This window comes from Qipengyuania sp. GPGPB31 (genome assembly GCF_038396345.1).
GTDB classification, from domain to species: Bacteria; Pseudomonadota; Alphaproteobacteria; order Sphingomonadales; family Sphingomonadaceae; genus Qipengyuania; species Qipengyuania citrea.
Genome location: NZ_CP149572.1, coordinates 1,337,223 through 1,350,677, shown reverse-complemented (window position 1 = coordinate 1,350,677; position 13,455 = coordinate 1,337,223). Strand labels below are relative to the sequence as shown.

Annotated in this window: 13 protein-coding genes and 1 pseudogene; 6 read left to right on the top strand and 8 right to left on the bottom strand. The window is 65.0% G+C overall.

Annotation, left to right across the window (positions count from 1 at the left end):
* Positions 1-34: 34 nt before the first annotated feature.
* The 5 genes from recR to WKH79_RS06915 all read left to right on the top strand — a co-directional run bounded on the left by recR (position 35) and on the right by WKH79_RS06915 (position 4,552).
* Positions 35-631 (top strand): recombination mediator RecR, encoded by a 597-nt coding sequence (recR, locus tag WKH79_RS06935; protein ID WP_063506123.1) that lies wholly within the window; start codon positions 35-37, stop codon positions 629-631.
* Between the two features lie 200 nt (positions 632-831).
* Positions 832-1,398, top strand: coding sequence for a peptide deformylase (locus WKH79_RS06930; protein ID WP_269421010.1), 567 nt, complete (start codon positions 832-834; stop codon positions 1,396-1,398).
* Between the two features lie 164 nt (positions 1,399-1,562).
* Complete coding sequence (rmuC, locus tag WKH79_RS06925; protein ID WP_341860027.1) at positions 1,563-3,026, top strand: DNA recombination protein RmuC; 1,464 nt, start codon at positions 1,563-1,565, stop codon at positions 3,024-3,026.
* Between the two features lie 93 nt (positions 3,027-3,119).
* Complete coding sequence (locus WKH79_RS06920; protein ID WP_341860026.1) at positions 3,120-4,193, top strand: PAS domain-containing protein; 1,074 nt, start codon at positions 3,120-3,122, stop codon at positions 4,191-4,193.
* Positions 4,190-4,552: a response regulator gene (locus WKH79_RS06915; RefSeq protein ID WP_063505769.1), complete on the top strand. Its 363-nt coding sequence runs from the start codon at positions 4,190-4,192 to the stop codon at positions 4,550-4,552. The genes WKH79_RS06920 and WKH79_RS06915 overlap by 4 nt, the downstream gene beginning before the upstream one ends.
* Before the next feature lie 26 nt (positions 4,553-4,578).
* Here the strand turns inward: WKH79_RS06915 and WKH79_RS06910 are convergent, their stop codons facing one another.
* From WKH79_RS06910 to WKH79_RS06880, 7 genes and pseudogenes are all read right to left on the bottom strand, one after another.
* Complete coding sequence (locus WKH79_RS06910; protein ID WP_341860025.1) at positions 4,579-5,388, bottom strand: RNA methyltransferase; 810 nt, start codon at positions 5,386-5,388, stop codon at positions 4,579-4,581.
* Between the two features lies 1 nt (position 5,389).
* Entirely contained in the window at positions 5,390-5,668 is a 279-nt protein-coding gene (locus tag WKH79_RS06905) for an HPr family phosphocarrier protein (RefSeq protein WP_341860024.1), read from the bottom strand.
* Entirely contained in the window at positions 5,665-6,090 is a 426-nt protein-coding gene (locus WKH79_RS06900) for a PTS sugar transporter subunit IIA (protein WP_050599846.1), read from the bottom strand. The genes WKH79_RS06905 and WKH79_RS06900 overlap by 4 nt, the downstream gene beginning before the upstream one ends.
* Positions 6,091-6,161: 71 nt before the next feature.
* Positions 6,162-7,057: pseudogene (rapZ, locus tag WKH79_RS06895) on the bottom strand (RNase adapter RapZ).
* 11 nt (positions 7,058-7,068) lie between these two features.
* A complete protein-coding gene (locus tag WKH79_RS06890) occupies positions 7,069-7,515 on the bottom strand; it encodes a serine kinase (RefSeq protein WP_341860023.1) in 447 nt (148 codons plus the stop codon).
* The gene (locus WKH79_RS06885) at positions 7,512-9,077 is read right to left on the bottom strand and encodes a stimulus-sensing domain-containing protein (protein ID WP_050599843.1); all 1,566 of its coding nucleotides are present in this window, start codon (positions 9,075-9,077) and stop codon (positions 7,512-7,514) included. Before WKH79_RS06885 ends, WKH79_RS06890 begins: the two co-directional genes overlap by 4 nt.
* A 14-nt stretch (positions 9,078-9,091) precedes the next feature.
* The gene (locus WKH79_RS06880; protein WP_050599842.1) at positions 9,092-9,847 is read right to left on the bottom strand and encodes a response regulator transcription factor; all 756 of its coding nucleotides are present in this window, start codon (positions 9,845-9,847) and stop codon (positions 9,092-9,094) included.
* Between the two features lie 181 nt (positions 9,848-10,028).
* On the opposite strand from WKH79_RS06880, the gene WKH79_RS06875 reads away from it, so the two are divergent.
* Positions 10,029-11,627, top strand: a complete 1,599-nt coding sequence (locus WKH79_RS06875) for a phosphoenolpyruvate carboxykinase (RefSeq protein ID WP_341860022.1) — start codon at positions 10,029-10,031, stop codon at positions 11,625-11,627.
* A gap of 183 nt (positions 11,628-11,810) precedes the next feature.
* On the opposite strand, the gene WKH79_RS06870 is transcribed toward WKH79_RS06875, so the two are convergent.
* On the bottom strand, positions 11,811-13,409 hold the full coding sequence (locus WKH79_RS06870; protein ID WP_341860021.1) for a DUF1570 domain-containing protein: 1,599 nt from the start codon (positions 13,407-13,409) through the stop codon (positions 11,811-11,813).
* Positions 13,410-13,455 lie beyond the last annotated feature (46 nt).

Here is a 13,455-nt window from a genome sequence, read left to right as displayed (position 1 = left end):
TCTCTGTTTGGCTGCGGCCCCTATCTGTCGCCCCATGGCATCGCAAGAGATCGAAACCCTCGCCGCCGCGCTGGCGCGCCTGCCCGGGCTCGGACCGCGCAGCGCCCGGCGCGCGGTGCTGTGGCTGGTCAAGCGCCGCGAAAGCGCGCTGCCCGCACTGCTCGAAGCGCTCGCCACGGTGGGCGAAGCGCTGGTTGAATGCGACACCTGCGGCAATGTCGACACCACCAACCCGTGCGGGATCTGCCGCGATCCGCGGCGCGACCTGAAATCGCTCTGCGTGGTCGAGGATGTCGCCGACCTGTGGGCGCTCGACCGCGCGAAGCTGTTCACCGGGAAATACCACGTGCTCGGCGGCAAGCTGTCCGCGCTCGACGGTGTGCGGCCCGAAGACCTCAATATCGCGCAATTGCTGGCGCGCGTGGAGGCGGGCGGGGTGGACGAAGTGGTGCTGGCGATGAACGCCACGCTCGAAGGGCAGACGACCGCGCATTACCTTGCCGAACGGCTCGAGGAGCATCCCGTGCGCATCACGCAGCTCGCGCACGGCCTGCCGGTGGGCGGCGAGCTCGATTATCTCGACGAAGGCACGCTCGCCCAGGCGCTACGCGCGCGGCGGCCGCTGGGGTAGGTTTTTGATGCGTGCGGGAAGCGCGTCCGCGCTTCCCTTGCGGCTGTGCCATCCCACGCCCCCTCCCGGCCACCCACGGCACGGTATTCTATGGGGGGCCGGGAGGGGGCGTGGGCTGGTACAGCAAGAGCCGGACGGAAGTCCGGCGCGCACGCAACGAACAATTGAAGAATCCGCATGGCGCGACTATCTGGCAACCCATGGCTATCCGTGAAATCCTCGAAGTGCCGGATCCCCGGCTCAAAACCGTGTCCGAACCCGTCACCGAATTCGGTGACGAGCTGAACGAACTCGTCTCCGACATGTTCGAAACCATGTATGCCGCGCCCGGTATCGGCCTGGCCGCGATCCAGGTCGGCGTGCCCAAGCGCGTGCTGGTGATCGACCTCCAGCCCGAGGATACCGACGCCGAGCCCGAGCCGTGCAATCACGACGGGCACGAACACGTCCACTATCCGACGAAGAAGGAACCGCGGGTGTTCATCAACCCCGAAATCCTCGATCCCGCGGAAGACCTCGCCAGCTACCAGGAAGGCTGCCTCTCGGTCCCCGACATCTTCGCCGATGTTGACCGCCCGGCGACCTGCCGCGTGCGCTATCAGGACCTCGAGGGCGAAACGCATGAAGAGGACATGGAAGGCCTGATGGCCACCTGCATCCAGCACGAGATGGACCATCTCGAAGGCATCCTGTTCATCGACCACCTCAGCCGCCTCAAGCGCAACATGGCGCTCAAGAAGCTGAAGAAGCTGCGCGAAGCGGCGTAAGCGTTTCCCACACAATTGCGTCATCCCCGCGCAGGCGGGGATCCAGCCAAGCTATCGTCTTCGCGACAGGGCATCTGAACCCCTGCCTGCGCAGGGGCGACGCATGTGTTGATTGTGGCGATCTGCACCTAGCGTTCTCTCTCCGTTCCGCGTAGGATCGCGCCATGGATCCGACCCTCATAGCCATCATCGTGCTCGTCCTCGGCCTCGCGCTGGGATATTTCCTCGGTCACCGCTTCGGCTCCGCGCCGGTCAAGGACTGGCAGGCCCGCCATGGCGAGCGTGATGCGGAGGCGAAGGAACTCGATGCGAAGTTCCGCAAGGCGATCGTCGATCTTGAAAATGCCACGGTCCGCGCCGAGCGGGCCGACGCGCTCGACGGCGAATTGCGCGAAACGCGCCGCCAGCACGAGGCGGTGCTAGAAGAAATGCGCCGCAATAACGGGGCGCTCAGCGCCGAGCTTGCGACGCTGAAGGAAAAGACCGCCAATTTCGACGAGCAGAAACGCCTGCTGATCGAAGCGCGCGAGGAAATGCTCAAGGAATTCCAGAACACCGGTTCGGCGGTGCTGACCAAGGCGCAGGATGCGTTTCTCGAACGCGCGACCGAGCGGCTGGGGCATTCGGAGAAAACCTCCGAAGCGAAGATTCGCGAATTGCTGCAGCCGGTGGGCGACCGGCTCAAGAAATACGAGGACCAGGTCGCCGCGCTGGAGGAAAAGCGCACCAATGCGTTCTCCTCGCTCGCAGCGCAGATTGAACAGATGCGGCTGGGCCAGGAAGAGGTCCGGCGCGAGGCGCAGCGGCTCGGCAACAGCCTCACCAACGCGCCCAAGGCGCGCGGCCGCTGGGGCGAACGCGCGCTGCAGAACGTGCTCGAACAATGCGGCCTGTCCGAACATACCGATTTTATTCTCGAACATTCGATCGAGACCGACGAGGGGCGTCTGCGTCCCGATGCGGTGGTCCATGTGCCAGGCCAGAAGAAGCTGGTAATCGACGCCAAGGTTTCCTTGAACGCCTATCAGGCCGCGTTCGAGGCCGATGACGAGGGTGAACGCGTGCGCCATCTCGACCTGCACGCGAAATCGATGCGCGGGCATGTCCAGACGCTCGGTTCGAAAAGTTACCAGAGCCAGTTCGACGACACGCCCGACTATGTCGTCATGTTCGTCCCCGGCGAGCATTTCGTCGCCGCTGCGCTCGAACACGATCCCGAATTGTGGGACTTCGCCTTCCGCAACAAGGTGCTGCTCGCGACGCCCACCAATCTCGTCGCGATCGCGCGCACCGTCGCGCAGGTCTGGCGGCAGGACAAGATGGCGGACGAGGCGCGCGCGATCGGTGCGATGGGGGCGGAGCTTTACGATCGCCTGCGCGCCGCTTCGGAACATCTCAAGCGGGTCGGCGGCGGGCTCGAAAGCGCGGTGAACAATTACAACAAGTTCGTCGGCAGCTTCGAGCGCAACGTGCTGTCCTCGGGGCGCCGGATGGCCGAGAAGGGGGTCGAGATCGGCAAGGCCGAAATCCCCGATGTCCCGCTGGTCGAGGCGACCCCGCGCTACAATGCCGAGGATGCCGCACAGATCGGAAGCGCGGGAACGCCGAAGTCCACGGCGGCCGATTAGGGCGGAAACCTTCGTCCGTGATCGACGTTGGTCGCAAAACGGGTTCGTCTGCAGGACGTGTTTCGCCCGTAGAAGCAGATCGAGGACTTTCTCATGCAACGCGGTGATGGTGGAGGCGAACGTGCCACCTTCGACCAGTCCCAGCAGGCTGGCCGGACCTTCAGCCCCGATTCGGACAATTTCGCCGGCGCCACCGGGCTGCTGTTCGAGCAGGCCATGGCACAGACGCGGATGGCGGTGTGCCTGACCGATCCGCACCAGCAAGACCAGCCCATCGTATTCTGCAACAAGGCGTTCGAGAAACTGACCGGGTACCGGCAGGATGAGATCATCGGCCGCAACTGCCGTTTCCTCCAGGGCCCGAAGACCAGTTCCGAGCAGATCGCCAAGCTTCGGCATGCGGTGGACAATGAAGACGTGCTGGTGGTCGAGCTGCTCAACTATCGCAAGGACGGATCGACCTTCTGGAACGCGCTCCACCTCGGCCCGATTTACGATGAAGATGGCGAACTGCGCTATTTCTTCGGCAGCCAGTGGGATGTCAGCGATATCCATCTGGCGCGCGCCGAGGAAAAGCACGCCAAGGTCATGGCGCGCGAAGTGTCGCACCGGCTCAAGAACGTCTTTGCGGTCATCGGCGGTATCGTGAACATCACCGGCCGCGCGATGAATGCGCGCGAACTGGCGAGCAAGATCAACGAACGGATCAAGGCGCTTGGCCGCGCATACGAGCCCACTCTCGACGAAGCCTCGTTCGGCACGATCGAGGTGGGGCAGGCGATCCGCTCGGTGCTGGCCCCCTACGATCCCGAGGGCGACCGGATCGTCTTCGACGGGGACAGCGCGCGGACCGAACCCAATGCAGTGTCGGCGCTGGGGCTGACGCTGCACGAATTCGCGACCAATGCATCGAAATACGGGGCGCTGTCGAACGGTGGCGGGACTATCACCGTATCGTGGCGCCACGATGAAGACCGCCATGGCCGCCAGTCGCTGGTGATCGATTGGGTGGAACGCGGCGGCCCGCCGATCCACAGCAAACCCGAGGAAACCGGGACCGGTTTCGATATTGCCGAGCGGCTGCTGTCCTATTCGCGCGGCACGCTCGACCGAGCCTGGGAGGAAGACGGCTTGCACGCGACCATTTCATTGCCGCTGACATCATGAAATCCATCCTGATCCTGGAAGACGAGCCCTTCATCGCGCTCGACCTGCAACTCGCCTTCGAAGATGATGGTGCGCGCGCGGTCGTGGCGGTCAATTGCGACGAAGCTTTCGAGCTGCTGCGGACCACCGAGATCGATGGCGCGGTACTCGACGTGAACCTGGGCCGCAGCGAAACCTGCGAACCCGTGGCGGTGGAGTTGAAGAAACGCGGCGTACCCTTCCTGCTACACACGGGCGACCTCGACCGTACGGGCGAAGCGCTGCGCGAACTCAATGCGCCGATCATGGCCAAGCCCAGCGGGGCCGAGGAAGTGGTGGCGAAGCTGTTCGGGTTGCACGGTTCCTGCGAGCCGGCCTGAGCGCCGCGACCCCGGCAGACACGAAGTCAGCCCTCGAGTCTGGCGAGAACCTCGTATCCCAGAACCGCCGCGGCTACGGCAGCATTGAGGCTGTCGGCGCGGCCCTTCATCGGCATGGTCACGCGCAAGTCGCAGGCCATTTCGTACGGTTCCGGCAATCCGCGCGATTCGTTGCCCACCATGACGAAGCAGGGTGCGGCATAAGGCGCCCCGCGATACGGCTGCGCATCGCGCAGGCTAGCCGCGACCAGCTGGCCGCGCGCGCCGCGCAACCAGGGTTCGAATTCGTCCCACCGCGCCTGCGCGACCCGCTGCGTAAAGATCGCGCCCATGCTGGCACGGACCGCTTCGACGCTGAAGGGATCGGCGCAATCGTCGATCAGGATCAACCCGCCGGCGCCGATCGCATCGCCGGTGCGCAGCATGGTGCCCAGATTGCCGGGATCGCGCAGCGCCTGCGCCACCAGCCAGATCTCTGCCGTCTCCCGCTCGATCGCTTCCAGCGCAGTGCCGAATTCGGCAAACACCCCGGCCACGGCCTGCGGGTTGTCCTTGCCGGTGATCTTGGCGAGGATGTCGGGCGTGGTCTCGATGATCTCGCCGCCCGCTGCGGCGACCGAGGCCTCGAGTGCGGCGAGCAGCGGGTGCGGTTCGCGGCGGTCGGCCAGCACCAGCACTTCGGGTACATGGCCGCATTCGCGGGCGTCGGTCAGCAACCGCAGCCCTTCGGCAAGGAACCGGCCCGCGGCCTTGCGATGTTTCTTCTCGCGCAGTGCGCGCAAAGCCTTGACGGTGGGATTGGAAAAGCCGGTGATGTGGCGACGCTCTACCGTCACGTCACGGTTCCCCGAAACCATCCTCGACCATGGCGGCGAGGTTCTCGATCACCGGTTCGGCATCCTCGCCGGTCACGATGATCTCGATCATATCGCCCTTGGCGGCGCCCAGCATCATCAGGCCGAGGATCGATCCGCCGGCAGCCTCGTGCTCGCCCTTGGCAACACGGACCGAACAGCCCTCGGGCAGCTCGGCGACCGCATTGACGAACTTCGCGCTCGCGCGGGCGTGCAGCCCGCGCTGGTTGACCACCTCGACGCTGCGGCGCTGCTCGCTCAACAGGCTTTCCGCGCGCTGGCGAGGTCCTGGCCGAGGAACTCGCTGGCCACCGTGATGTAATTGCGCCCGGCGGTCTGCGCGGCGTTGACCGCATCGACCACATTCATGCTCTTGCGCGCGCCGGCCAGGCGGATGAGCATCGGCAGGTTGATCCCCGCAATCACTTCGACGCGCCCGGTGTCGAGCAGCGAAATCGCGAGGTTGGACGGGGTGCCGCCGAACAGGTCGGTCAGGATGATCGCGCCCTGGCCCTGGTCGACCGTGCGAATGGCATCGGCGATATCGGCGCGGCGTTGCTCCATATCGTCATTGGGACCGATACAGATCGTGGCGACGCCTTCCTGCTTGCCCACCACATGCTCCATCGCATCGATGAAATGGTCAGCCAGGCGGCCGTGGGTGACGAGGATCATGCCGATCATGCAGCTTCAGTTCCGTTTGCGATGCCCGAAATTGTATCTGCGAGGCGCTTAACCATTCCTTGGCCCCCGGTCTATCCGCGTTCGAGCGGGTCGGCCGGGCGTGAACCAAGATTGCGGTGTATAACCGTGGGCGAAAATCCGGCTTCGCGCAAGACCGCGGCCGCGCGTTCCGCACTGAAGACGGACCGGTGTCTCCCCCGGTACAGCCGAAGGCGATGTTGAGGTAGCTGCGCCCCTGGCTCGCATAATGCGGCAGCGCTTCGAGCAGCAGGTCGATGATCCGGCTGAAAACGGGTTCAAAGGCAGGATCGGCGAGGATGTGTTCGCCCACCGGGGCATCGAGCCCGGTCTGTTCGCGCAGCCCCGGGGCCCAGTGGGGATTGTCGAGGAACCGCATGTCGAACAGCAGGTCGGCCAGCGGCGGGATCCCGCGCGAGAAGCCGAAGCTGGTCATGGTCACGGCCATCGTCTGATCCGCCCGGTCGGCGAACCGTTCGCGCACGACCTGCTGCAGGTGGTTGGTCGAATAGTCGGTTGTGTCGATCACCATATCGGCCCAGCGGCGCAGCGGTTCGAGCAGTTCGCGTTCGGCCTTGATGCCGTCCATCGCGGTGCGGCCGCGCGCCATCGGGTGCGGGCGGCGTGTCTCGTTGTAGCGCCGTTCGAGTTCGCCGCTGCCGCAGTCGACGAACATGGTGGTCACTTCGACGTCGTCGCGCTCGTCGAACTTCTTGAACTGTTCGATGACCTTCGACGGCACGAAACCGCGGGTCCGCGAATCGACACCGATCGCGAGGCGCGAATTGTCCGCCTTGGCGCCGACCAGCCGGCCGAGCAGCCGGATGGGAAAATTGTCGATCGTTTCCCAGCCGAGATCCTCGAGCACCTGCAGCGCGGTCGATTTCCCCGCGCCCGAAACGCCGGTGACGAGGAGGATGTGCTGCACGGGAAGCGATTCGTCGGCCATGGGCGCCGTGCCTATGCGCTTTCGCCGGGTTTGGGGAGGGGGAGACCGTGTTCGCGCAGCGCGTGTTCGGCGCGCAGGGCCTGCGCCGCATCGCCCGGCGCGAAGGGCAGCACGGGGATTGCGACGCCTGCGATCGTGCGCGTGGCGATTTCGAGCGGGAACCTCGCGGCCCCCGGATCGAGGCTGAGCAGCAGCGCGACCGGGCCTTCGCCCACCGGCAGTTCGATCACGCCGACATTGCGCACTTCGACCAGCCCGGCGGTGTGGGGCGGGGGCGATCCGTGCAGCCGGTCGCTGCGGCGCGCGATGGTAACGGCATCGTCGCCCACCAGCACCGCGCCGCGATCGATCAGCGCCAGCGCCAGCGCGGACTTGCCGGCGCCCGGCGGGCCTTCGATCAGCAGGACCTGTCCGTCCACGACCACTGCGCTCACATTGGCAAGGACCTGCGTGCTCATCGCTTTTTGGGCAGGCCGAGTTCGAGGCACGCGCCGCTCTGGCCGTCCCTCCGCGACGTCGCCAGCAGCGTGCCGTCATGCGCTTCGGCGATGGTCCGCGCGATGGCGAGGCCCAGGCCCGAATGGTTGCCGAAGTCTTCTTCTGCCGGGCGATCCGAATGGAAGCGCTGGAACACTTTCTCGCGCTTTTCCTCGGGGATGCCCGGTCCCTCGTCGCAGATGGTCAGCGTGATCCAGTCCTCGCGCTGCACGATGTCGGCCCAGATCCGCCCGCCCGGCGGCGAAAAGGACACGGCATTGTCGAGCAGGTTCTGGATCACCCGCTCGAGCCGGACGGGGACGCCCATGACCCTCGCCGGGCGGTCGGCGCCGGATATCTCGAGCTGACGCCCTTCGTTCTCGTCCCGCGCGGCGCGGTTTTCGGCGATGGTGCACAGCAGCTGCGCGAGGTCGACCGGTTCGAACTCGGTGCGAGACATTTCCGCGTCGATCCGGCTGGCATCGGAAATCTCGGTGACCAGCCGGTCGATCCGGCGGACGTCATGCGTCGCGATCTCGAGCAATTGCGCGCGCAGCGCCGGGTCTTCGACCTTGCCCAGCGATTCGGTGGCGCTGCGCAGCGATGCGAGCGGGTTCTTGATTTCATGCGCGACGTCGGCGGCGAAATGTTCGACCGCGTCGATCCGCTGGCGCAGGGCAGCGGTCATGTCGGAGATCGAGCGCGCGAGCATGCCGATTTCGTCGCGTCGCTGCGGCAGTCGTGGCACTTCGACCTGCCGGTCGCGGCCCTGCCGCACGCGCACCGCGGCCTGCACCAGTTCGCGCAGGGGCCGCACGATCGTCTGCGCGAGGAACAGCGACAGCAGGGTCGAGATAACCAGCGCCAGCAGCACGATCAGCGCTACCGTCGAACGCGCCTGCCGCACGCTTTCGGTGATATCGACCGGATTGCGCGTGAGCAGCAGTGTGTCGCCCTCCAGCCCCACCGGCGCGGCGGCATTGATCACATGCGTCCCGTCGGGGGCATCGCGCAGCACGATCTGCGTGAGGCTGTCTTCGCGGGCGCGGGTCAGTTCGGGCCAGTCGGCGGCGTCATCGGTTTCGGGCTCGACGTAATCGGGCAGCGAGGGCGCACCGACCACGCGGTCGAACCAGCGGTCGAGCTGCAAGGCGAAGGCATCCTGGTCGACCTCCTTGGCCTGCGGCAGCGTGAAGCTGGGCGGGGCGAGCCTGAAACTGTCGGCTTCGAGCTTCCCGTCGGGGCCGTAGACGCGCAGGCGCAGCCGCTGTTCCTTGCCGATCTGGATCAGCAGTGCTTCCTGCCGCTGCGGGGTTGCCCCGGCCAGCGCTTCGGCAGTGATCTGGGCTTCAACGAGGGCCAGCTTGAAGCGTTCGTCGAGCAATTGCTTGCGATAGGCGTCGACATAGATGACCCCGCCGCCAAGCAGCACCAGCGGCAGGACATTGACGAAAAGGATTCGGCTGGTGAGCGACAGGCGGCGCGACCAGCGCAGCTTCTCGATCCGCGGATCGCCTTTGAGGACACTGCCGGTTTCGGACATGGTGGGCGTCCGGATCAACCTTCGTTGAAACTGTAGCCTGCGCCGTACAGCGTCTCGATCGCGGAAAAGTCCGGGTCGACGCTGCGGAACTTGCGGCGCATGCGCTTGATGTGGCTGTCGACCGTGCGGTCGTCGACGAAGACATCGTCGGGATAGGCGGCATCCATCAGCTGGTTGCGGCTCTTGATCACGCCGGGGCGTGCCGCGAGCGCTTCGAGCAGGAGAAATTCAGTCACCGTCAGCGACACCGGTTCGCCGTCCCATGTGGCATGGTGGCGGGCAGGGTCCATGAACAGACGCCCGCGTTCGAGCACTTCGCCGGGCTTGTCGTCGAACTGTTCCGACAACAGCAGCGGGTGATCGCCGCCGCTGCGGCGCAGGATCGCGCGAATGCGGGCCAGCAGCAGGCGCAGGCTGAACGGCTTGGCGATGTAATCGTCCGCGCCCATTTCGAAACCGGCCTGCTCGTCGGTCTCGTCATCCTTGCTGGTCAGGAAGATGACCGGCAGCGGCGATTGTTCGCGCAGCCGGCGCAGCAATTCCATCCCGTCCATCTTGGGCATCTTGATATCGAAGATCGCCAGATCGGGCGGGTTCGACAGCAGTGCGCCCAGCGCGGCTTCGCCATCCGAATAGACGCGCGTGTCGAAGCCTTCGGCCTGCAGCGCAATCGAGACGGTGGTGAGGATGTTGCGATCATCGTCGACCAGCGCGATGACGGTGCGGTTTTCGTCGCCCCTGGGGGCCGTTTCTGCGCCGGTGACTTCCATCGTTCGGACCTAGCCGCAATGGCCGGGCAAGACAACGCGGCGCGAATTCTTCGCCGCTACTCGCGGTGCGGGCACCGGTTTGACGTCGAGGCCGGGGATGACTATTGCCTGCCGGGAACCTCACGCATTCGTATGCGCGAGCGATTCCCGGACGAACCCGCATCCCGCGCTGGAGAATTCAGTGACCTTTTCGCTTTCCCATTCGCTTGCCGACCAGGGCATCGAGACTTCCGCCACCATCCATCCCAACCTGACTTCGGAAGAGCTGACCGCCGCCGCGCTGGAGCGCAGCGAGGGCCGCCGCGCCAAGGACGGTCCGCTGGTGGTCGAAACGGGCAAGCACACGGGCCGCAGCGCGAAGGACAAGTTCATCGTCCGCAACGCCGAAACCGAAGACACCGTATGGTGGGACAACAATGCCTCGATGACGCCGGCGCATTTCGCCGCGCTCAAGGAAGATTTCCTCAGGGCGGTGGCGGACAAGGGCGAGCTTTTCGTCGCCGACCTGTTCGGCGGCTCGCAGCCCGAGCACCGGGTCAACGTGCGCGTCATCAACGAACTCGCGTGGCACAACCAGTTCATCCGTACGCTGCTGGTACGTCCGACCGAAGCCGAGCTCGATGGTTTCGTGCCCGAATACACCATCATCGACCTGCCCAGCTTCCAGGCCGACCCCGAACGCCACGGCACGCGCAGCGAGACCGTGATCGCGGTCAATCTCGAAGAGAAGCTGATCCTGATCGGCGGCACCAAATATGCCGGCGAGATGAAGAAGAGCGTCTTCGGCATTCTCAACTACCTGCTGCCCGCCAAGGGCGTGATGCCGATGCACTGCAGCGCCAACATCGGCCCCGACGGCAAGACCGCGGTGTTCTTCGGCCTGTCGGGCACCGGCAAGACCACGCTGTCGGCCGATGCCAGCCGCACGCTGATCGGCGATGACGAGCATGGCTGGTCGGATACGGCGGTCTTCAACTTCGAAGGCGGTTGTTATGCCAAGATGATCCGCCTCAATCCCGAGGCCGAGCCGGAAATCTACGCCACCACCAAGATGGAAGGCACCGTGCTCGAAAACGTCGTGATGAACGATGCGGGCGAAATCGATCTCGACGACAACAGCCTCGCCGAGAACACCCGCGGCGCCTATCCGCTGTCGTCGATACCGAACACCAGCGAAAAGAACCTCGGCCCGATCCCGTCTAACGTAATCATGCTGACCGCCGATGCTTTCGGCGTGCTGCCTCCGATCGCGCGGCTCACGCCCGACCAGGCGATGTATTATTTCCTCTCGGGTTATACCGCCAAGGTCGCGGGCACCGAAATCGGCGTGACCGAACCGGAAGCGACTTTCAGCACCTGCTTCGGCGCGCCCTTCATGCCGCGCCACCCCAGCGTTTACGGCAACCTGCTCAAAGAACGCATCGCCAAGGGCGGGGTGCAGTGCTGGCTGGTCAACACCGGCTGGACCGGTGGCAAGTACGGTACCGGCAGCCGGATGCCGATCAAGGCCACCCGTGCGCTGCTCAATGCGGCGCTCGACGGGTCGCTCAACGACGCCGAATTCCGCAAGGACCCCAACTTCGGTTTCGAAGTGCCGGTTGCGGTCGCGGGCGTCGATACGGGCATTCTCGACCCGCGGTCGACATGGACCGACAAGGACGAATACGATCGCACCGCGACCAAGCTGGTGCAGCTTTTCGTCGACAATTTCGAACCCTTCGCAGCGCATGTCGACCAGGGCGTGCGCGATGCAGCGCCGAGCAAATCGGTCGTTGCCTGATCCGGATACACCCCGCTTGGGGGTGAACGAGTTGGAGAGGAGACCCCCGGCCGCGGCGACGCGGACCGGGGGCTTTAATTTGCAGCGGCGCAGGCGCGCGCAAGAACGCGAGCGCCTGGACGGGTTGGTGCCTTGCTCAGTGCAGCTTGGCGCGGATGCCGCGCGAACGCCTCCGCCGGCGCATTACTCTGGCCGATCCGCCTCGTCGCCATCCTCTGCCTGCTGCGGTTCCTTCTCGGCCACGGACCTGGCGATGGAGCTAAGGGCCCGGGTCAGATCGACAACCGGCTGCCGCCGCCACGGCGTGCCTTCTTCGGCGTTCTCCAGCTGGTCGAGCAGCACCTGCGCCTGCCGAGCAGCGCTGCCACCATGCGGGTTGGCTGCGACCGGTATGAGATACTGGCGCGCGGCCGCGATATTGCCGATCTTCGCATGCATCAGCGCCGCATTGACTGCCAGACCGTGATCGAACGGCGCAAGCTGCGCCGCGCGGTCGAGCGCGTGCCTGGCGGTCTCGCTGGGCTCCACTCCGCGCTCGGTGAAGCTGCGATAGTAATGGATCAGCGGTAGCGGGTGGTCATTCTCCAGGCGGTTGAGCGCCGTGAAGGGCTTCATCGCTTCCTTGTAGGCCGCCGTTTCGTCCTCGGCGTCCGCGGCCTGGGTGAACAGTGCGTAGCCCTTCTGGACATAAGCGTTCTTGCGCGCTGGATCGATCGCGATCGCCGCATCGGCCGCTGCGATGGCGGCATCAAGATTGCCCGCGTCGTACTCGGCTTCCGCCAAGGCCGCCAGCACACCCGCGTCTCGCGGATAGTCCGCCGCAACCTCGCGCACATCGGGGAGCAGTTCGAGCGCCTCTTCACGGCCGACACCACGCTGCGAACGGATACGTAGCGGCATCATTTCGGCCTCGCCATCCGACAGGCGGCGGACCGTCACTGGATTGGTCGGCAGCATATGGGCCGGCAATGTGTACACCTTCATCCGCCGCTGAGCGATATAGCGATCCAGATCCTTCTGCAGCGCATCCAGATCGCCGAACGCCGCCACTGCCGCCTCGGTCTGTTCGGAGCCCGCCATTATCAGACGGAGGTATTCGGTCATTTGCCCGGCGCGATCCTTGGCAAAATAGAGGTAGTGAAACAGCGCCCATGCGCGGCCATAGTAGGCGTCGAAGCGGCGGCTTTTGTTTTTCGCATACAGTTCGGGATCGATCAGCTCGTGAACGCTGACGTCGTTGGCAAGGTAGAGTTCTGCAGCGCGGTGATAGGCTGGGCGACCGATCGCGATCCCGCCATCGTTATCGAATTTTGCCGAGGCATAGAATTCCGCCGCGCCTTCATTGACCCAGCGCGGCAGTGCGCTCGATGTGCGCGACATGAGATAGTGATGCGCGTATTCGTGTAGCAGGATGGTGACCGAGATGTCGGTCTCGCGCCCACGCATGCTGATCCTGGGCACGAACGCACGCGAAGATCCCGCGCGCGGAATATAGAAGCCCGCCACATTGTTCGATTTGTCGCTGGCCAGCTTGCGGAGCCTGCCCTCGCTGCCGACGACGAAAATGGTCAGCCGGTTGGACGGGCTGGGGACCGTGTTCTCGCGCATCTGAAGCACGTTGAGCGCCGCATGATAGCGCTCCAGCGCTTCCCCGAATTCCTGCAGGTCCTGCCAGCGATCATCGGCATAGATAACAAAATGATCCGATTCGGCGACATGCCAGTCGGCCTGTGCAGGCAAGGCGAAAGATAGCGCTGCGATGGCAGCGACAAGTCTGAACATGGTTGCGACCCCCTGTCGTGTTGTTGCTGCCGTCAGCCTAGCGGCA

Coding starts and splice junctions, on each gene's coding strand:
- recR (WP_063506123.1), top strand. CDS start 35: ATGGCATCGCAAGAGATCGAAACCCTCGCCGCCGCGCTGGCGCGCCTG.
- WKH79_RS06930 (WP_269421010.1), top strand. CDS start 832: ATGGCTATCCGTGAAATCCTCGAAGTGCCGGATCCCCGGCTCAAAACC.
- rmuC (WP_341860027.1), top strand. CDS start 1,563: ATGGATCCGACCCTCATAGCCATCATCGTGCTCGTCCTCGGCCTCGCG.
- WKH79_RS06920 (WP_341860026.1), top strand. CDS start 3,120: ATGCAACGCGGTGATGGTGGAGGCGAACGTGCCACCTTCGACCAGTCC.
- WKH79_RS06915 (WP_063505769.1), top strand. CDS start 4,190: ATGAAATCCATCCTGATCCTGGAAGACGAGCCCTTCATCGCGCTCGAC.
- WKH79_RS06900 (WP_050599846.1), bottom strand. CDS start 6,090: ATGATCGGCATGATCCTCGTCACCCACGGCCGCCTGGCTGACCATTTC.
- WKH79_RS06890 (WP_341860023.1), bottom strand. CDS start 7,515: ATGAGCACGCAGGTCCTTGCCAATGTGAGCGCAGTGGTCGTGGACGGA.
- WKH79_RS06885 (WP_050599843.1), bottom strand. CDS start 9,077: ATGTCCGAAACCGGCAGTGTCCTCAAAGGCGATCCGCGGATCGAGAAG.
- WKH79_RS06880 (WP_050599842.1), bottom strand. CDS start 9,847: ATGGAAGTCACCGGCGCAGAAACGGCCCCCAGGGGCGACGAAAACCGC.
- WKH79_RS06870 (WP_341860021.1), bottom strand. CDS start 13,409: ATGTTCAGACTTGTCGCTGCCATCGCAGCGCTATCTTTCGCCTTGCCT.